The organism is Delftia sp. RIT313 (genome assembly GCF_000632165.1).
GTDB classification, from domain to species: domain Bacteria; phylum Pseudomonadota; class Gammaproteobacteria; order Burkholderiales; family Burkholderiaceae_C; genus Comamonas; species Comamonas acidovorans.
The window spans coordinates 1-18,462 of sequence record NZ_JFYT01000096.1 but is presented as its reverse complement, the minus strand read 5'-3'; the positions used below and the strand labels follow the sequence as shown (position 1 = coordinate 18,462).

The following is an 18,462-nucleotide window of genomic DNA, read 5'->3' as shown; positions in this document are numbered from 1 at the left end:
TCTGGTGGTGCAGGGCGGGCTGCGCATCCTGGACAAGGTCGATGAGCTGCAGGGCGCCAGCCTCTACCGCCGCCCGAGCCGGTTCGCGCCGTCAAGCTGCTCACCGTAGGCGTGGGCGCGCTGGACACGCAACTGGAGTACGCGGGCGAGGTGCGCGCGCGCATAGAGTCGCGCCTGGGCTTTCGCGTGGCCGGCAAGCTCGTTCGCCGCGAGGTGGAGCTGGGCCAGCACGTGCAGGCCGGCCAGTTGCTGGCGCGGCTCGATGCCAGCGACTACCGGCTGGGAGCTGACGCCGCGCGCGCCCAGGTGGCGGCCGCGACCACGCAGCGCGATCTTGCCGCCGCCGATGTGAGGCGTTACTCGCAGCTGAAGGCGCAGAACTTCATCAGTGGTGCGGAGCTGGAGCGGCGCGAGGCCACGCTCAAGTCCGCCCAGGCCACGCTGGACCAGGCCAAGGCGCAGCTGGCATCGCAGAGCAATCAGGAGTCCTATGCCCAACTGCTGGCCGATGTGCCTGGCGTGGTGACCGGCATAGACGCCGAGCCCGGCCAGGTGGTGTCGGCCGGCTCACCCGTGGTGCGCATTGCCCAGGACGGCCCGCGCGACGTGGTGTTCGTGGTGCCCGAAGACAAGCGCGGCGCCATCCGCGTGGGCCAGAAGGTGAATGTGCGTCCCTGGTCGGCCGGCATGCAGCCGCTGCAGGGTCAGGTGCGCGAGGTGGCGGCCAGCGCCGATCCCGTCACGCGCACCTACCAGGTGAAGGTGGCACTGCCCACTTCGGACGCCGCCGCCGTGCCGCCGCTGGGTGCCACGGTCCACGCATTGCCCGAGGGCATGGGCCCCACGGGCCAGCCCGTGATCAAGCTGCCGACCACGGCGCTGCGCCAGGAAGGCGGCGGTGGCCAGGGCACGGCCGTGTGGGTGTTCGATGCCGCCAGCAGCACGGTGAAGCTGCAGCCCGTGCAACTGGCCACGGCCGATGGCAACGAGGCCGTGATTGCCGCTGGCCTGACGCCCGGCATGCAGGTGGTGGCCGCCGGCGTGCATGTGCTCACGCCAGGCCAGAAGGTCACGGTCTATCAGGACCGTTATGACAAGGCCCCGCAGCCGGCACAGCAGCGGCCGCAACAGGCACAGCCTGCACAGGCGCCTGCCGCCGCAGGCGCTGCGCCCAGCGGAGCGGCCCAATGAGCGGGCCCAAACACAAGGCGCCGCAGGGCGCGCACTTCAATCTTTCGCGCTGGGCGCTGGACCATGTGGCGCTTACGCGCTATTTCATCGTCGTGCTGCTGCTGCTGGGCTTTGCCTCGTATTTCCAGCTGGGGCAGGACGAGGACCCGCCCTTCACCTTCCGCGCCATGGTGGTGCGCACCAACTGGCCCGGCGCCACGGCGCAGCAGATGGCCGAGCAGGTCACCGACAAGATCGAGCGCACGCTGCAGGAGGTGCCCTACGCCGACAAGATCAGCAGCTACTCCAAGCCCGGCGAGTCGATGATCATCTTCCAGCTCAAGGACAACTCGCGCCCCGGCGATGTCCAGCAGCTGTGGTACACGGTGCGCAAGAAGATCGGCGATATGCGCTACACCCTGCCGCAGGGCGTGCAGGGGCCGTTCTTCAATGACGAGTTCGGCGATGTCTACGGCGTGATCTACGCCCTGCAGGCCGACGGCTTCAGCTACGCCGAGCTCAAGACCATGGCCGACGACGTGCGCCAGCGCCTGCTGCGCGTGCCCGACGTGGCCAAGGTCGAGCTGTTCGGCGTGCAGGACGAGAAGGTCTACATCGAGCTGTCGCAGCGCCGCCTGTCGCAGCTGGGCCTGGACATGAACCAGGTGCTGGGCCAACTGGGCCAGCAAAACGCCATCGAGGGCGCAGGCGTGCTGCAGACTCCGCGCGAGGATGTGCAGGTGCGCGTGGCCGGCCAGTTCCTGGCGGTGGATGAGCTGCGCGCCATGCCCATCCGCGGCGCATCGGGCGCGCAGCTGCGCCTGGGCGATATCGCCGAGATCCGCCGGGGCTATGCCGATCCGGCCAATGTGAAGGTGCGCCACCAGGGGCGCGAGACGATTGCCCTGGGCGTGTCCATGACCAAGGGCGGCGACATCATCCGCCTGGGCAAATCCCTGCGCGGCGCCGTGGGTGACATCGCGCGCACGCTGCCGGCCGGCGTGGAGCTGGCCAACATGCAGGACCAGCCCAAGGCGGTGGCCGACTCGGTCAACGAATTCCTGCAGGTGCTGATCGAGGCCGTGGTGGTGGTGCTGGCCGTGAGCTTCATCAGCCTGGGCCTGCACAAGCGCGAGGGCCACCAGCCGCTGTGGAAGCGCTGGTACATCGACCCGCGCCCGGGCCTGGTGGTGGCCATCACGATCCCGCTGGTGCTGGCCGCGACCTTCCTGGCCATGTGGTACTGGAACATCGGCCTGCACAAGGTGTCGCTGGGCTCGCTGATCATCGCGCTGGGCCTGCTGGTGGACGACGCCATCATTGCCGTCGAGATGATGGTGCGCAAGATGGAGGAGGGCTACGAGAAGTACCGCGCCGCCACCTTTGCCTACGAGATCACGGCCAAGCCCATGCTGACCGGCACGCTGATCACGGCGGCGGGCTTCCTGCCCATCGGCATGGCCAAGTCCATGACGGGCGAGTACACCTTCGCCATTTTCGCGGTGACGGTGATTGCGCTGGTGCTCAGCTGGTTCGCCTCGGTGTACTTCGTGCCCTACCTGGGCATGCTGCTGCTCAAGCGCCCGCCGCACGCGGCCACGCTGCCGCCCGAGGTGGCCTCGGGCGAGGTGCCCATCGAGGAGACCAACCTCAATGCCTCGTCGGCCGAGCATGAAGTCTTCGACAGCCCGTTCTACAACCGCTTTAGGCGCGCCGTGAACTGGTGCGTGACGCACCGCTGGCTGACCATCGCCATCACGGTGCTGGTCTTCGCGCTGGGCCTGGTGGGAATGTCGCGCGTGCAGCAGCAGTTCTTCCCGGATTCCAGCCGGCCCGAAGTGCTGGTGGACATCTGGTTCCCCGAGGGCACGTCGCTGGCCGCCAACGAAGCCGTCACGCGCCGCGTGGAAGAGCGCTTCATGCAGCTGGACGGCGTGCGCACGGTCAGCGAGTGGGTGGGCTCGGGCGTGCCGCGTTTCTACCTGCCGCTGGACCAGGTGTTCCCGCAGAACAACGTCTCGCAGTTCATCTTGGTCGCCCAGGACCTGCCCACGCGCGAGCGTCTGCGCAAATCGCTGCCGGCGCTGCTGGCCCAGGAGTTCCCCGAGGTGCGCGGCCGCGTCAAGCTGCTGCCCAACGGGCCTCCCGTGCCCTATCCGGTGCAGTTCCGCGTCTCCGGCACCGATCCGCAAAAGCTGCGTGCCTATGCCGACGAGGTCAAGCAGGTCATGATCGCCAACGCCGACATGCGCGGCGTCAACGACAACTGGAACGAGTCCGTCAAGGCCGTGCGCCTGGAGGTGGACCAGGACAAGGCGCGCGCCCTGGGCGTGAGCAGCCAGGCCATCGCACAGGCGGCCCGCGTCATGCTCAGCGGCTCCACCGTGGGCCAGTTCCGCGAGGGTGACAAGCTCATCGACATCGTGCTGCGCACGCCGTATTCGGAGCGCGACGCCATCACCGACATCGCCAACGCCTACCTGCCCACGGCATCGGGCAAGTCGATCCCGCTCACGCAGATCGCCAAGCCCGTGATGGTCTGGGAGCCCGGCGTGATGTGGCGAGAAAAGCGCATGTTCGCCATCACCGTGCAGGGCGATGTGCGCGAAGGCCTGCAGGGCGCAACGCTGACCCATGCGCTGCTGCCGGGCCTGCGCGAGATCGAGGCTCGCTGGCACGCTGCGGGCGACACGGCCTACCGCATCGATGTGGCCGGCGCCGTGGAGGAAAGCTCCAAGGGCTCGGACGCCATCGTCGCCGGCGTGCCGGTGATGCTGTTCCTCACCTTCACGCTGCTCATGCTGCAACTGCGCAGTGTCAGCCGTTCACTGCTGGTGTTCATCACCGGGCCGCTGGGCATTCCCGGCGTGGCGGCGGCGCTGCTGCTGCTGGGCCGGCCCTTCGGCTTCGTGGCGCTGCTGGGCGTGGTGGCGCTGATGGGAATGATCCAGCGCAATTCGGTGATCCTGATCGACCAGATCGAGACCGACCGCGCGCGCGGCGTGCCGGCCTGGGACGCCATCATCGAAGCCGCCGTGCGCCGCCTGCGCCCCATCGTGCTGACGGCTGCCGCCGCCGTGCTGGCCATGATCCCGCTGTCGCGCAGCGTGTTCTGGGGCCCCATGGCCGTGGCCATCATGGGCGGGCTGATCGTGGCCACCGTGCTGACACTGCTGGCGCTACCGGCCATGTACGCCGCCGTGTTCCGCGTGCGCCGCGAGCCCACGCATTGAGGCGGCGAAAACGCAGAGGCCGCCGCTCAAATCCGGGGTATGGCAATGCACCCCGCAATTGCGGCTAGAATCTGCGCCCTGACCTAGGAGCCGCCGCGCAGGCGGCTCCCTCAAGAACCAGCGCGGGTGGCGAAATTGGTAGACGCACCAGGTTTAGGTCCTGACGCCAGCAATGGTGTGGGGGTTCGAGTCCCCCCCCGCGCACCACGCACCAACGCCGCTCAACTGCGGCGAACACTGCTCAAGCCCGCTTCCTGTAGAGGAGGCGGGCTTTTTTTCTGGGTTCTGGGGGCAAAACGGAGCGGGTTGAAACCGGCACAAAACAGCGCAAAATCACATCACAATCCCGCGCAGATCCCGCTTGTGATCCCGCGCGGGCTGCAGGAGGTGGGATGGCGTATTTCCGGAAGGTGAAGAACGGCTGGCGGGCCGAGGTGGAGCGTGCGGGCATCCGGCGCACCGCCACGCGGGCGACCAAGGCCGAGGCGCAGGGCTGGGCCGTGGCCGAGGAGGCGGCCATTCTGGCCGGGGCGCGCGGGGAGTTTCCTCGGCGCACGCTGGCCGAGGCGGTGGAGCGCTATCGGCGCGAGGTCACCGACAAAAAGACGGCCAGCACGGCGCGGGCCGACCATTTGCGCTTTGATGCCTGGCTGCGCGAGTTTCCCGAGTTGGCGGCCAAGGTGTTCCACGAGATCACGGGCGACGACCTGGCGCGCTGGCGCGATGCGCGGCTGCAGCAGGTCTCCGGCGCCAGCGTGCTGCGCGAGGCGCAGCAATTCCGTCCCATCTGGACGCTGGCGGTCAAGCAGTGGAAATGGGTGGGCAAGAGCCCCTGGCCGGAGATCAAGCTGCCGGCCAAGTCCCATGCGCGCCGGCGCACGGGGCAGTGGAGCGAGGTGCGGCGCATGCTGCGCTCGGCCAATGTCTCGCCGCGCCTGGCGCCTGTCACCGCCATGGAGCAGACGGCCTGGACCATGCTGGTGGCCCTGCACACGGCCATGCGCAGCGGCGAGATCCTGCGCATGGGCCGCAGCAATGTGGATCTCAAGCGCCGGGTCTACCACCTGCCGCACCACAAGACCGAGGCCAAGGTGGGCGAGCGCCATGTGCCGCTGACGCGCCGTGCCGTGCGCCTGCTGCGCGTGCTGGACGCCGCCGCCGAGGCTGCGGGGCGCGACGCCTACTGGACCATCAGCGACGCCAGCCGCGACACGCTCTACCGCAAGCTGCGCGACCGGGTGATGGTGCAGGGCCTGCGCTTCCATGACCTGCGAGCCACGGCGCTGACCTGGCTGAGCAAGCGCGTGGATGTGATGACGCTGGCCCGCATCAGCGGCCACGTGGATATCAACGAGCTGTTCAACACCTATTACCGGGAGACGGCCGAGGACATCGCGGCACGGTTGTAGGCAGTATGGCTGTCAGAAATATCACTCCAATATGATATGTTGACAATATTATTCTAGAGTGATAATTTCAATTCATCATCTTGAGATGATATTTTGAATGCCCTGGCCAGGAGAACACCATGGACCACCTGTTGCAACTGCCCGATCAGCTTGCGCTGCACCTGAAGTCGCTGCGCAAGGCCGCTGGCGTGAGCCAGGCCCAACTGGCACAGCGGCTGGGCGTGTCCCAGTCGCGTGTGGCGGCGATAGAGCGTGACCCGGCCGCCATCAGCGTGCGCCAGCTGATGGAGATCCTGCAGCTGCTGGATGCCGATCTGCTCGTGCGGCCCAGGGCGGATGCGGTGGCTTCTCCTGCGTCTGCACCTATGTCTGTGCCTGCGCCTGCTGCGTTGAGGGTGGCCGAGCCAGCTCCACAACCGTACGCGGGTGACAACGTGCCCCGCAAGCCCGCCGACCGCCCCGTGGCCTTCAAGCCGCAGGCGCTGCCGCCGCACTGGCAGGACCGCAAGCCGAAAGGTTCCTGGTGATGGCGGCGCTGGGCGTCTGGATGAATGGGGAGCGGGTGGGCACCTGGGAGGTCACGCGCACGGGCCGCCATGTGTTCGCCTATGACCCGGCCTGGCCGCAGAGCGCGCATGCGCGGCCGCTGTCACTGTCCATGCCCTTCACGCGCGACCTGACGGTGGCGGGCGAGGTGGTGGCCCATTATTTCGACAACCTGCTGCCGGACGGCGAGGGCATTCGCCGGCGCATTCACCAGCGCTTCGGACTGCGCGGGATCGACGCGTTTTCGCTGCTGGAGGCCATCGGCCGCGATTGCGTGGGTGCCGTGCAGCTGCTGCCCGAGGGGGCCGTGCCCGACGGTTTTGACCAGGTGCGCTTCGAGCCGCTGAGCGAGGCGCAGATTGCAGAGCACCTGGCCAGCCTGGGTGGCGGGTTTGGTGCACTGGAGGTGGACCAGGAGTTCAGGCTGTCCATTGCCGGTGCGCAGGAGAAAACGGCGGTGCTGCGCCATGGCGGCCAGTGGTGCCGTCCGCTGGGCGCGACGCCGACCACGCATATCCTGAAGCCGGCCATCGGCGTGGTGCCGCACTGGCACTACGACCTGAGCGAGTCAGTGGCCAATGAGTGGCTGTGCGCCCGCCTGCTGGCCGAGCTGGGCTTTGCCGTGGCCGACAGCAGCATCGAGAGCTTTGGCGGGCAGCAGGTGCTGTGCGTGGAGCGCTTTGACCGCGCCTGGACGGCCCAGGGCTGGATTGCGCGTCTGCCGCAGGAAGATTTCTGCCAGGTGCGTGGCGTTGCCAGCGCCAACAAGTACGAGACCCACGGCGGGCCCGGCATGCTGCAGTGCCTGCAGGTGCTGCAGCATGGCAGCGAGCCTGCCCAGGATTGCGCCCGCTTCGTGATGGCCCAGCTGGCGTTCTGGCTGCTGGCGGCCACGGACGGGCATGCCAAGAATTTCTCGGTGTTCCTGCAGCCGGGCGGCGGCTATGAGATGACACCTCTGTACGACGTGCTGTCGGCCTGGCCCATCATCGGCCATGGCCACGGCAAGATTGCCCGCCAGCGCGCCAGGATGGCCATGGCCCTGCCGGGGCGCAGCCGTCACTACCGCCTGGCCGAAATCCAGCGCCGCCACTGGAAGGCCCTGGCCGAGACCACACGCATCGCAGGCCTGTGGGAGAGCATGGTGGAGATGGTCGAGGCGCTGGACGGCGCCATCGACCGGCTGCAGCCGCGCCTGCCGGCCAGCGTGCCGCAGCCTATGGCCCGGCAGATCTTCGACGGGGCGCGTGATCAGGCACGCCGTTTTCTTGCGGGCAGCGATCACTGAGCGCATGGCGATGGCCTGGTGCCGGCTCACCGGCGCCCCTCGGCCCAGGCCTTGACGTCGGCCATGCGCCAGTAGCGGATGCGGCGGCTGGCGTTGATGAAGGGCTTGGGAAAGTCCGGGCGCTTGGTCAGGCGCGCGGTGACGTGCTCGCGGCTCAGGCCCAGGTAGTTGGCGATGCCCTGGGTGTCCAGGCGCGGGGCGCTGTGAAAGAGTTCCATGTTCTGTTGCGTCATTGCGGTGTTCTCCGATGTCGTGTCCGGTGCTTGATCAGGCCTGGCGCGGCGTGATGGACTTGCCTGCCTTCTTGCGCTCCACACGCTCAACTCGCTCGACTCGCAGCACGGGCCGGCCGCTGGCCAGCAGGGCGCAGGCCTGGGCGTGGCTGGCGCTGGCCGCCTTCAGGCGCAGCACGGGCAGCAGGCGGGCGTCGGCCAGTTGATCCAGCTGCGCGGCGTCCACGCCGTGGGGGATGAGGGTGGCGCGGTAGCTGCGCAGGGCGGTGATGTTGTGGTGCATGGTGGGTCCTCCTGGGGTGGATCAGCTGGTAAAGAAAGGGTGGTTGGATGGCGTGGCGCCGGATGCGGGGCGGTGCAGCACTGAATCGGCACCCGAATCGGGCCCGGCCGGGTTGGCCCGGTCCTCGCGCTGGTGCCCGCCGCGGCCGATGAGGGCGCGCAGCGTGTGGCCCGTGAGCCGGGCCGTACAGTTATTGAAACCAGTCCAAGCGCGCGCCAGCGGCGCGCGGGCGGGCAGGGTCGGCGGGGCCACGTTGGCGCCCTCGGCGCTTTCTGCACCTTGGGCTTCCTGGAACTCCAGCGTGGCGCGCGCCACGCTGCGCCAGGCGATGCGGCGCGAGACCAGCCACTGGCCGCGCCGGGTTTCCAGGCCCACCACGCGGCCGCAGCCGGGCGCGATGGCCTCGCCGTATTGGTTGACGGCGCCGGCGGGCACGGGGCGGCGTGCCATGCGCAGGTGCCAGCGGTCGCGGGCCAGGCAGTGGCCGCCCATGGCTTCCATGTAGCGGCGCCAGTCGGCGGGGATGTCGGGCCCGTGGCGGTGGCTGGCGCCCCAGGCCTTCCAGCTGGCCTTGTCGCCGTCGATGCGGATCTGTTCGACCTGGTCCTTGCTGACACGGCGCAGCTCGCGCCAGACGCAGACGCTGGGCATGCCCACGGCCTGGAACTGGCGAATGCCCCAGCAGGCGGCCCAGGCGTCCACGCGGCGGTGGCCGGGCATGCCGCCCCGCTCCACATCCCACAGGCGGCCCTGCACCACGTCGAGGTGGTCGGCCAGGACCGCATGGCCCACGCTTTTGGCGATGTACTTGGCCACGTAGCCGGCAGCGCCGCCGCCGGTCATGCGCTTGACGTTGACGCGGTTGCGCTGGGCGCCGCGCTCGTCGCCATCTTCGCTGAGCCACCATTTGCGGATGGCGGCCTCGATGTGCTGGGCGTGCTCCTCGCACTCGGCCCAGACCAGGGCGTGCCAGTGCGGCGTGGCGTCATGGTGCGGCTCTGCCACGCGGATGCCGTACATGGCGATGCGCTGGCGGCCCAGGTGCGATCGCACGCGCGCCCACATGGTGCGCAGCCACAGCTGGGCATCACGCGGCGTGCTGCGGCCGTCGTAATGGGGATTGGGGCGCGGCCGGCCGCCGCTGCCCAGCGTGACGGCGTGAAAGCGGCTGGGCGCCGTCAGCGTGAGAAAGAGGCCGACGTGGCTGCGCGCGTCGGCATATTCCTCTGCGCCGCGGATGCGCGTCATCAGCTCGCCGCCACGGATCACGGGGTTGGCCGGCGACAGCGCGGCCAGCTCGGCCAGGGTGAAGACCTGGCCGGCCTCGTTTCGGTAGAGGCTGCGCTCCAGCGCGCGGGCGTTGCGTTCGATCTGCGCGGTGCGCCGGCGCACGGTGGCATTGCTGGCATAGCCGCCGGCGCTGCGGTTGACGATGCCCAGCTTGACGGCGCCAGCCTCCACGGTGCGCGTGACGTGGCGGCGCAGCATGCGGCGCCACCAGGCGGCATCCAGCGCGCGGCGGATGGCGGGCTCGCCGGCCAGCGGCGTGCTTTCCTGCAGGCCCAGCATGCGCAGCATCAGCCGCACCAGGTCCACGCGTGCGGCCAGGTCCATGTTCTGGGCCTGGGCGCCGGCGTCGAGCTCACCGACTTCGTCGCTCAGGCGCCTGGCCATCTGGCAGATCTCGTAGTCGTCCAGATTCCATTCGGCCGCACGGCCGTGGCGGCTGGCAAAGTCGTCAATGGCGGCCAGCGCGTCGTGGCAGGCGGCCCATTCGGGCTGGCCGTTGGCGTGTTGCGCGCCCTTTTGCCAGTCGCCCAGGCCCAGCAGCTTCATGGGCTGCAGCCACTGCGGCGGCAAGGCTTTTTCCAGCGCCTGCATGGCGCGCTGGACCATGTGGGGGCGGGGCTTGTGCTGGTCCCATTGCTGCAGGCTGGCGGTGCGCAGCCTGCGGCCGGTGGATTTGGCGGCGAGCAGGACGGACATGGGCTCAGGTCCTCAGGGCCAGCGCGCGCAGCGGCAGCAGGCAGCTGCGCAGCGCGCGGATCTGGCGGCGGATGGCGTCGCGTTCGGGCGGCGGCATTTCGCGCCAGTCGCGCAGGGCCAGCTCCTCGATCTCGCCGTCTATTCCCGCCAGCAGCACCAGGGCCATGCGGTAGTGGCTGGCCAGGCCCGCCCATTCGCGGCTTTCGGCGCTGCCGCAGCGGCCGTTGGCGCAGCGCTGCGCGGCCTCGCGCTGCAGTTCGCGCAGGCGGATGCGGCAGTCCTGGACGCTCAGGCGCTGATAGGCCTCGGGCAGCGCGGGCGGGTCCTCGGGCCGGTATTCGGGCGCGGGCGCATCGTCTGCCCGCAGCAGTCGCATCAGATCGGAAAGGCGCAGGTCGCCGAGCTTCATGGTCTGTCCAGGTCGTTTCAGGGTGAGCGCATCCCGCAGGGCCTTCATGCAGGCTCCGCAGGTTGCGGGAAAGGGGGGGGTGGCGGCGGTGCAGGCGGGGGTGCCCGCGCGCCGGGGGGGGGGCCGTCAGGAGGGGCGGAGGCGCCCCGGCCGCGCTAGCTGCGCGCGCCTTCGGTGGATTGGGCGGATTCGGCCGCCTGGGCTGCGCGGTGCGCTGCGCCTTCGTATTGCGAGGACGGCATGGCGTCCAGCTGGGTCTGCAGCAGCTTGCGCTTGATGTGCGTGCTCATCGGCAGGATCACCATGGGGTTGGGGATGGCGCTGGGGCTGATGGTGCGGTTGATCTCGGTCACCGCCGAGAACACATGGCCGCACTCGAAGTTGCGGCACTGGAAGATGGTCTCGCGGCTGGTGCTGGTCAGCTGCAGGCTGGTGCGGGTGTAGGCGTGTTCGTTGCAGTGGGGGCACATCATGCGCATGGCAGGCTCCTGGGGGCAGTTGGGATCGAAGACAAGGCGGTGAACAGGTCGGCGCGGGTGGCTATCGCGCCTGATCGGCCTGGGGCAGCGGCGGCATCTGCTGCTCGTACTGCTGCATGCCCATGCGGTACAGCTTCAGCGCGAAGTTGGAGGCGCTGCGGCTTTCACGGCTGGCATAGCGGGCGTGGCGTTCGCGTTCGGATGCCGTCATGCGCAGTGGCACGGGCCTGTCATGAAGCACCGGATCCGCAGGGATACCGGGCACGGCTCTGGGGGAGTGCATGGCTGTCATGTAGTATTTGGGATGGTTTGGATGGTTTGGTTACACGCTGACTGCATCATTGCTCGAAATTTCGAGCATGTCAATTGATGAATAGAAGAAATTTCGATCACATCGGTGAAAGGCTGAGGCAAGAACGTCTGCGTCTGGACGTGGCGCAGCTCGCCATGGCCGACGCCTGCGACGTCTCGCGCGGCACCCTGGCCACCTGGGAGAAGGGCGAGCAATCGCCCAATGCGGCCGCCCTGGCCGTGATGGCGGGCCTGGGCGTGGATGTCCTGTATGTGGTCACGGGCCAGCATGCGAACGCATCGGTCCAGACCCTGGCGCCCGACGAGCGCGAGCTGCTCGATTGCTACGGCCGGGCCGACGATTCGGGCCGCGCCGCCATCATGGCCGTGGCGACCCTGGCCGCGCGCTGAACGGCCTGCGCCGGCCGCTCCAGGACGCGCTCTACCTGCCCCTCTCGCTCACTTGGCACGCGTCTCCAGCGTCAGTTTGGAGGTGAAGCCGCCGTCGCCCAGCTCATGCTGGATCTTGACGACCAGCCAGGGCGTGTCATCGATCTCCGCCTTGAACCCCTGCAGCTTCAGCGGCGTCTGCGGCATCAGGTCGGGCCGCGCCAGCGCCAGCTTCAGGCCCATGGTGGCCTTGGCGCGGTTGATGCGGCCCATCTCGGCCTTGGCGGCGGCCTGCGCCTCGGCCTCGCTGCCGTAGGTGTCCTTCAGGCGCTTTTCGTTGTCCTCGGCGCCCTGCGTGGCGCTGCGTTTCTCGGCCCGATCCGCGTCGTTCCAGTACGCGCGCACGCCGCTGTAGTCGTTGCGTGCGGCCGTGTGATAGTTGTGGCTGTCGCCCACGGCGCGCGTGAGCGTGGCGGCCTCCACGGCCTGGCCGGCAGCGGTGATCTTGCTGTCGATGGCGATGAAGGCCAGCTTGCCCTTCTTGACCGTGCACACGGCGTCGTACTGGCGCGCCAGGCGGCTGCAGAAGTTCAGGTCGCTTTCGTGGGTCTGGTCGATGTGGTCCACGCGCAGGTTCTCGAACTGCGCGTCCACGCGCACCTGCAGGCCGTTGCGCTGGGCGATGCTGCGCACGATCTGGCCCAGCGTGCTGTTGTGGTAGCTGTGCTCGGAGCGCGTGCGCAGCTGGCGCTTGAGCTCGGCCGAGCGCGCATGCACCACGATCCTGTCGGGCGCACCCTGGTGCTCCACCTCGTCCACCTCGTAGGTGCCCTTGTCGACCAGGCCATGTCCGGCCCAGCCCAGCTTCAGCGCGATCTTGGAGCCCTTGCCCGGCATGGGCAGGCGCCCATCGCTGTCGTCCAGCGTGATGTCCAGCTTGTCGGCCTCTTCGCCGCGCGATTCGGACAGCGTCAGGTTCATCAGCCGCGTGTCCACCTGGCTGGTGATGTTGCGCCCGTCCAGGACGATCTCGTACTGGGGCTTGGCGTGCAGGTATTCCTGTGTGGCCATCAGATCCACCATTCCCAGAAGTCGTCATCGGGCCAGGGATCGACGCCGCCGCCGCCTTCGGCCAGGTGGTCGTCCACGCGGGCCAGCTTGAGATCGAACTCGATGCGGCGCGGCTTGCCGCCCGGTGTGTAGTGCGTGCCGGTCTGCTGCAGGCTCTCGATGACCCAGGCGCCCAGGATGCTTTCGCCGCCCACCAGGGCCCATGCCTTGCCCTGGTCGGCCATTTCGCGCAGGTCGTCCAGCGACTTGGCCGTGCCCCGGAACTCGGGTGCGAGCACGCCGGTCAGGCCCAGCGTTTCATCGCCTGGGCCCAGCGACTGGCGGGCGGGGCGCGCGCCCACGCGGCTGTTGCTCGGGTGGCGCCAGGTGCTACTGCGCACCAGCTTGTCGAATGCCAGTGTGTCGATGCCGAAGGCAAACTGGCCCAGTGTGATCAGCATGCTCATGCTCCTCAGTCGATGTCCGACAGCTGCGACAGCACGCTGGAGCGCTTGGCCATGTCGCGGCGGTCCAGCTCGGCGGCCACGGCGCGGGCAATGGCCTGCGCGTCCTGGCCAGGCGCAGCGTTGACGGTGATATGGATGGTGGCGCCAGCCACCGCGGCCGGTGCCGGCGCGGGTGCAGCGGCGCTGGCCAGCGGCGGGCGGCTGTCGATGCGCACGGCGCCCGTGTCGGCCAGGGCCGGCATGGCGCCCGTGGCCAGCGTGGCCGCCGTGGCTGCGGCCGCGACACCCTGGCGCAGTGCGCCGGCGCGGCCCTGGTCGGGTGCTGACGCATCGCCGGACTTGAACCACGAGCCCACCGACGAGGCCAGGCCGCTGATGCCCTTGCCGGCCAGGTCAGAGACCACGCCGAACAGGCCGCCCGTGGCGCCATCGAGGCCGGCCTTGCCGGCGTCCAGCAGCGTGCCGCCGACGCCCTTCCAGTCGCCGGCCTTGAAGGCGGTGGACAGGCCATCCCAGTTCTGCATGATCGAGCCACCCGCGCCCATCAGGCCGCCTGCGAGCCGGCCCATGGGTGTCATGCGCACCAGGCCCATCAGCGATGCGGCTGCACCACCCAGACCACCGCCCAGGCCACCGCCGACGGCTCCTGCGGCCCCCAGGCCGGCGCCCAGCAGGCCCATGGCGGCGCCCGCACGGCCCTTGCCTGCACCGCCGCCGAAGATGCGGCCTGCAGCGCGGCCCGCGCCGGCCAGGGCGGTGCCTATGCTGCCCATGGCAGCGCCGCGACCCATCATGGCCAGCGACAGGACCACGGCGCCCAGCCCGCGCCTGAGCACGCCTGCAGCGTTGCTGGCCATGCGCATGCCGCCGGCCAACAGGCCCATGGCACTGCCGCCGCCGCCCATCATGCCCAGCGACAGGACCACGGCCGCCAGGCCGCGCCTGAGCACGCCCAAGGCCCCGCTGCCTGCGCCCATGGCCGCGCCCAGCAGGCCGAACACGGTGCGCGTGAGCAGCAGCGGCGCCAGCAGGCCGAACAGCACGCTGCTCACCACGCCGACGCCTGCGATCAGCAGGCCCAGCACAGCCACGATGCGCAGCGTCCACTGCACGATCTGGGGATGCTCCTTGACCCAGGCACGCATGCCTTCGGTCATCTCGCGCAGCGTGCCCAGCACGGCCTTGAGGTCGGACTCGATGGTCGAGCCCATGTCGCTCAACAGGCCGTTGTAGCTGTCCTTGACGGACTCGTATTGGGCCGAGACCGAGTCCTTCAGGATGGCCACGCGCCCATCCAGATCCGCCTGTGACTTGAGCTGGGAGGCGATCTGCTGGTAGCCGCCCGGGCCCTGCTGGATCAGCGCCTCCAGGGCCTTGCGCGTCTGCGCATCGCCGCCCGCCAGCTTGTCCAGCGCAGCGGCGCGCAGCTTGTCGCTGCCCAGGCTCTGCAGCTTTTGCAGCTGGGCCATCATCTGCTCGGTACCGCCGAACTGGCCGCTGGCGTCCCTGAAGTCCAGCGACACGCCCTGGCTCGCGAGCATCTTGTTGACCTGGCCCAGTTTGGCCGGGTCCATGGAGTTCTTGACCAGGCTACCGACGGCCTTGCCGGCGGCCTCGCCACTGATGCTGGCGTCGTTGAGCATGAGCAGCAGCGGCGCAAACATCTGTCCCGACCTTGCGCCCTGCTGTCCCAGCTGCGGCAGGGCCTTGCCGATGGCGTCCAGGCCCTTGACCATGCCTGTGGGGTCCAGTCCCAGGTGGGCGGTGCGCTGCACCGTGTCGGCCAGTGCGGCCATGTCGCCCGCGCTTGCGCGGGTGGCCTGCTGCAACTGCGCCGCGAACTCGCCGGCCTCCTTGGCGGGCATGTTCAGTACGGCGCCCAGGTTGGCCGCCTGCCGGGCCACGCCGCCCAGCACATCCTGCGAGGACACGCCCTGGCGCTGCAGCTGGTTCATCATCGCGATGTAGTCGGCCGTGCTGCCGGGCATATCGGTGCCCAGGCTCTTGGCCAAGTCCAGCACCTGCTGGTAATCGGCGCCCGGCTTGCCGTTGCTGCCCGCCATGGTGGCGCGCAGCTGCGCGGCGGCCTGGTCGTCGGTCATGAAGGCCTGGCTCACGGCGCGCACGGGCGCCAGCATCTTGCCGCCCGTCTCGCGCAGCGCCTGGCCGCGATCGGCCAGGGTCTTGCTCTGCTCGCGCAGGGCGTCGATCCTCTCCAGCCGCTGGGCGGCCGGAGCCACCACCTTGCGCTGCTTTTCCATCTGGGCCGTGGTGGCGCGGATGTCGTTGTGCAGCTTGCGCTCGTGCGCGGACAGGTTGCCCGTGTCCACGCCCGCGCCGCGCAGGCCTTCGCGCATGTCCGTCAGGCGCGATCGCTGCGTGGCGCGCAGCAGCGCCAGGCGCTCCTCCTCGACCTGGGCCGAACGCAGCGCGCGCAGCATGGCGCGCGAGGGCTGCTCGCCCGCGCCCGATTCCAGCCGCAGCTGGGCCATCTGCTGGCGCGCGCCGCGCAGCCGTGCCGTGGTGTCTGCCAGGCCGCTGCGCAGCGCGCGGTAGTCGCCCAGCTGGGTTTGCTGCTGCTGCAGCTTCTTCAACTGGTCGACCGTTTCCTTGAGTTCCCTGGCCGTGTTGCTGCTGGTTCTTCCCAGCAGCGCCAGGGGCTGGTGCACGCGCTCGGCCTGCTTGAGCACCTCGTCCAGGCGCAGGGTGTCAACGGCCATGGAGGGCTCCCTGGCCTGTGCGGTGTTGGCGTTGGGTGGAGGTCATGGGCAAGGGGCGTGCAAGAGAGGGGCGAGAGGCGGGCGATGGAGTGGGGGTGGTGCTCAGTCCTGGCTCAGTCCTGGCTCAGTCCTGGCTTTCGTAGCGCTCGCGCGCCCGTTCATGCCATTGGCCGAGTTCGGCCAGCGACATGTCCTCCATGTCCGCCGGCCGCCAGTGGAAGACCATGGCCAGGTCGGCCATGGCGTCCTCTACGCGCTCGGGAATTGCTCCCTCTGCGCCTTCGGCACCAAAAAAGAGGCCACCTCCGTACCCAGGGTCACCAGGTCGGCGGGGTCCAGCTGCAGCACCTCGGCCTTGTGCAGCATGGGCTCGGTCACGCGCGGCAGCAGGGTCTGCAGCGCGGTCACGTTCATGTGCAGCAGCTCGACCAGCGACAGGCCGCGCAGCGCGCCGGCATTGGGGCGGCGCACCAGCACCCGGGCCAGGTCGCCGCCGGGGCGCTTGAGCGGCACGTCGAGCGTGATCTCGCGCGCATCGCCCGATGCGAGGGCGGCCGCATTGGCGGCAGCCTGGTTCTGGAGGTCTTCCTGGGGCTTGGTGGTGTCCATGGTGTGTCAGCGTTCGGGTGAAGAAAAGAGGAGGACCGGGCCGGCCGGCCCGGTCAGGTGAGCCAGGCTCAGATGCCCAGCGCGGCGCGGACCTGGGCCAGGCGGTCGATGCCGTTGACGACTTCGACGAAGTTGACCGGGTCGATCTCGATCAGCACCTGGCCGTTGATGGACAGGCGGTAGTAGCTGACGGCCAGCTTGTACTTGATCTCGGTCTTGTCGCCGGCCTTGGCCTTGCCGGGGTCGAACTCCGAGAAGCGGCCACGCATGACCACTTCCAGCGAATCCACGCCTTCGCTGTCATCGCCCTGCAGGGCGCCGGCGAAGCGCAGCAGCACGCCGTCGTGGCGCAGCGTGCCCCAGGTGGAGATCAACTCCTTCATGTAGCCGGCAGCGGTCAGGTCGGCCTCGATGGCCTCCATGCCGAAGTCCAGGCTGACCTCGCCGTTCATGCCGCCGGCGCGGTACTTCTCCATCTTGCGGGTGAGCTTGGGCAAGCCCACTTCGGGCATGTCGCCGATGTACGAGTTGCCATCCACGAAGGTGGCGAAATTCTTGAGAGAGCGGGGCAGTCCCATGGTGCTTTTCTCCTGTGTATCCGGTGTGTTCGGTGTATTGGGTGTGTCGGGTGCGGCCGCCGCTTACTGGCCGGTGCCCACGCGCAGGGCGAAGTCGGCGAAGTAGCGATCGGTGATGCGCTGGCGAAAGCCCAGGTCCTCCAGCGGAGGCACGGGCGTGTAGTCGTAGTCCAGCACCAGCTTGCCGGCCTTGAGCGTGGCGGTTTCGTTGACCGTTTCGTCGTACCAGGCCTTGCCGTCAAGGATGTAGCCCAGGGCCTTCAACTCGCGGAACTTGGTGTTGATGCCTTCCAGGATGTCCTTGACCAGGCTGGGGTGCATGGGCTTGTCCACGGCCCAGAAATGCGCCTCGGCCATGGTGTCGGCCAGCACCTGCGCGGTGCGCACGCTGGACTCGAAGCGGAACAGCTCGCTGTCCGTGCAGGTGCGCGAGCCCCAGAAGCGGTGGCCCTGGCTCTGGATCAGCGTGGTGATGCCGGCCTGGTTGAGGATGCCGGCCTCGGTATCGGGGCTTTGCAGGTCCCAGTGCACATCGCGCGAGATGCCCAGCACGCCGGACAACGGCACGTTGGACAGCGTCTTGTGCCAGCCCTGCTCCTGGTCGATGCGTGCGCGCAGGCCCAGGGCGTAGGCCACGGGCGAGGCGTCCTGCACGGCGGCGGTGGACAGGTCCAGCGCCTTGAAGCCGGGCCACAGCAGCATCAGCTCACGCTGGCCGAAGTGCTCGCGGTAGGCCTGGGCCTCGGCCACATCGTTGCCGATGGCCGCCGCATACGCAAAGCCGCGCAGCTTGATGGCCACGGATGCCAGCGCGTCGGTCACGGCCTGGCTGTCCAGGCCCGGCGCGCCCAGAATGCGCGGCTTGACGCCAAGCTGTGCCTGGGCCGCCAGCAGCGCCTGCAGGCCCGTGTACTGGTTGCCGGCGGTGGTGCCGATGACCTTGGCGTCCTGGTCGGTGCGGCGTTCAGCCTCGGTGGCGCCTTCGCCATCGGCCACGCGCACGACGACCAGCACCGGGCGGCACTGCTCCTTGATGGCGTTCAGCGCCTGGGCCAGCGTGCCCTTGGTGCCGGCCTTGCCGATGGCCGCATCGACCTTGGTGACCAGCACCGGACGGTTCAGCGGGAAAGTGGCCGCATCGGCGTCGCTGGCCGTGGCCACGAGGCCGATGACGGCCGTGGACACGATGCGGATGGAATTGATGCCTTCGCTCACTTCCGTGACGCGAATGCCATGATGGAACGGGGCTGTCGCCATGGTGTTCTCCGGGTTGGGGGGTGGTTGGGCCGTGGGGCTGTCGTCAAAAAGGGGTGGTCACGGC

At 69.1% G+C, this 18,462-nt stretch carries 18 protein-coding genes, 1 tRNA gene and 2 pseudogenes; 8 read left to right on the top strand and 13 right to left on the bottom strand.

Annotation, left to right across the window (positions count from 1 at the left end):
- From BW39_RS32110 to BW39_RS26905, 7 genes and pseudogenes are all read left to right on the top strand, one after another.
- Nucleotides 1-109: pseudogene (locus BW39_RS32110) on the top strand (squalene synthase HpnC); the annotation flags it as partial.
- Nucleotides 67-1,191, top strand: a pseudogene (locus BW39_RS26930) (efflux RND transporter periplasmic adaptor subunit); the annotation flags it as partial. The pseudogenes BW39_RS32110 and BW39_RS26930, both read left to right, overlap by 43 nt.
- On the top strand, nt 1,188-4,403 hold the full coding sequence (locus tag BW39_RS26925) for an efflux RND transporter permease subunit (RefSeq protein ID WP_043825239.1): 3,216 nt from the start codon (nt 1,188-1,190) through the stop codon (nt 4,401-4,403). The pseudogene BW39_RS26930 and the gene BW39_RS26925, both read left to right, overlap by 4 nt.
- Nucleotides 4,404-4,523: 120 nt before the next feature.
- Nucleotides 4,524-4,610 (top strand) — tRNA-Leu (locus BW39_RS26920).
- Between the two features lie 185 nt (nt 4,611-4,795).
- Complete coding sequence (locus BW39_RS26915) at nt 4,796-5,812, top strand: tyrosine-type recombinase/integrase (RefSeq protein WP_026062098.1); 1,017 nt, start codon at nt 4,796-4,798, stop codon at nt 5,810-5,812.
- Between the two features lie 119 nt (nt 5,813-5,931).
- Complete coding sequence (locus BW39_RS26910) at nt 5,932-6,339, top strand: helix-turn-helix domain-containing protein (RefSeq protein ID WP_043825237.1); 408 nt, start codon at nt 5,932-5,934, stop codon at nt 6,337-6,339.
- A complete protein-coding gene (locus tag BW39_RS26905; protein ID WP_043825234.1) occupies nt 6,339-7,646 on the top strand; it encodes a type II toxin-antitoxin system HipA family toxin in 1,308 nt (435 codons plus the stop codon). The genes BW39_RS26910 and BW39_RS26905 overlap by 1 nt, the downstream gene beginning before the upstream one ends.
- 26 nt (nt 7,647-7,672) lie before the next feature.
- On the opposite strand, the gene BW39_RS26900 is transcribed toward BW39_RS26905, so the two are convergent.
- From BW39_RS26900 to BW39_RS26875, 6 genes are all read right to left on the bottom strand, one after another.
- Complete coding sequence (locus BW39_RS26900; RefSeq protein WP_012204496.1) at nt 7,673-7,879, bottom strand: helix-turn-helix transcriptional regulator; 207 nt, start codon at nt 7,877-7,879, stop codon at nt 7,673-7,675.
- 34 nt (nt 7,880-7,913) lie between these two features.
- Complete coding sequence (locus BW39_RS26895) at nt 7,914-8,162, bottom strand: hypothetical protein (RefSeq protein ID WP_043825231.1); 249 nt, start codon at nt 8,160-8,162, stop codon at nt 7,914-7,916.
- A gap of 21 nt (nt 8,163-8,183) precedes the next feature.
- On the bottom strand, nt 8,184-10,148 hold the full coding sequence (locus BW39_RS26890) for a replication endonuclease (protein WP_043825228.1): 1,965 nt from the start codon (nt 10,146-10,148) through the stop codon (nt 8,184-8,186).
- 4 nt (nt 10,149-10,152) lie between these two features.
- Entirely contained in the window at nt 10,153-10,557 is a 405-nt protein-coding gene (locus BW39_RS26885) for a hypothetical protein (RefSeq protein ID WP_232244042.1), read from the bottom strand.
- Between the two features lie 155 nt (nt 10,558-10,712).
- Nucleotides 10,713-11,036: an ogr/Delta-like zinc finger family protein gene (locus BW39_RS26880; protein ID WP_043825225.1), complete on the bottom strand. Its 324-nt coding sequence runs from the start codon at nt 11,034-11,036 to the stop codon at nt 10,713-10,715.
- A gap of 61 nt (nt 11,037-11,097) precedes the next feature.
- Entirely contained in the window at nt 11,098-11,319 is a 222-nt protein-coding gene (locus tag BW39_RS26875) for a hypothetical protein (RefSeq protein WP_224986487.1), read from the bottom strand.
- Between the two features lie 86 nt (nt 11,320-11,405).
- Here BW39_RS26875 and BW39_RS26870 point away from each other — a divergent pair, with 86 nt between their 5' ends.
- Nucleotides 11,406-11,738, top strand: coding sequence for a helix-turn-helix domain-containing protein (locus tag BW39_RS26870; RefSeq protein WP_012204502.1), 333 nt, complete (start codon nt 11,406-11,408; stop codon nt 11,736-11,738).
- A gap of 48 nt (nt 11,739-11,786) precedes the next feature.
- On the opposite strand, the gene BW39_RS26865 is transcribed toward BW39_RS26870, so the two are convergent.
- From BW39_RS26865 to BW39_RS26835, 7 genes are all read right to left on the bottom strand, one after another.
- A complete protein-coding gene (locus BW39_RS26865) occupies nt 11,787-12,788 on the bottom strand; it encodes a contractile injection system protein, VgrG/Pvc8 family (RefSeq protein ID WP_043825241.1) in 1,002 nt (333 codons plus the stop codon).
- Nucleotides 12,788-13,228 carry a phage tail protein gene (locus BW39_RS26860; protein ID WP_012204504.1) on the bottom strand — a complete coding sequence of 147 codons (441 nt, stop codon included), beginning with the start codon at nt 13,226-13,228 and terminating at the stop codon, nt 12,788-12,790. Before BW39_RS26860 ends, BW39_RS26865 begins: the two co-directional genes overlap by 1 nt.
- 11 nt (nt 13,229-13,239) lie before the next feature.
- Nucleotides 13,240-15,954, bottom strand: coding sequence for a phage tail tape measure protein (locus BW39_RS32180; protein ID WP_043825223.1), 2,715 nt, complete (start codon nt 15,952-15,954; stop codon nt 13,240-13,242).
- A 124-nt stretch (nt 15,955-16,078) separates the two neighbouring features.
- Nucleotides 16,079-16,195 (bottom strand): GpE family phage tail protein, encoded by a 117-nt coding sequence (locus tag BW39_RS30685; protein ID WP_012204506.1) that lies wholly within the window; start codon nt 16,193-16,195, stop codon nt 16,079-16,081.
- 8 nt (nt 16,196-16,203) lie between these two features.
- Nucleotides 16,204-16,563 (bottom strand): phage tail assembly protein, encoded by a 360-nt coding sequence (locus tag BW39_RS26845; RefSeq protein ID WP_012204507.1) that lies wholly within the window; start codon nt 16,561-16,563, stop codon nt 16,204-16,206.
- Between the two features lie 68 nt (nt 16,564-16,631).
- On the bottom strand, nt 16,632-17,141 hold the full coding sequence (locus BW39_RS26840; RefSeq protein WP_012204508.1) for a phage major tail tube protein: 510 nt from the start codon (nt 17,139-17,141) through the stop codon (nt 16,632-16,634).
- A gap of 63 nt (nt 17,142-17,204) precedes the next feature.
- A complete protein-coding gene (locus BW39_RS26835) occupies nt 17,205-18,398 on the bottom strand; it encodes a phage tail sheath subtilisin-like domain-containing protein (RefSeq protein ID WP_016450710.1) in 1,194 nt (397 codons plus the stop codon).
- Nucleotides 18,399-18,462 lie beyond the last annotated feature (64 nt).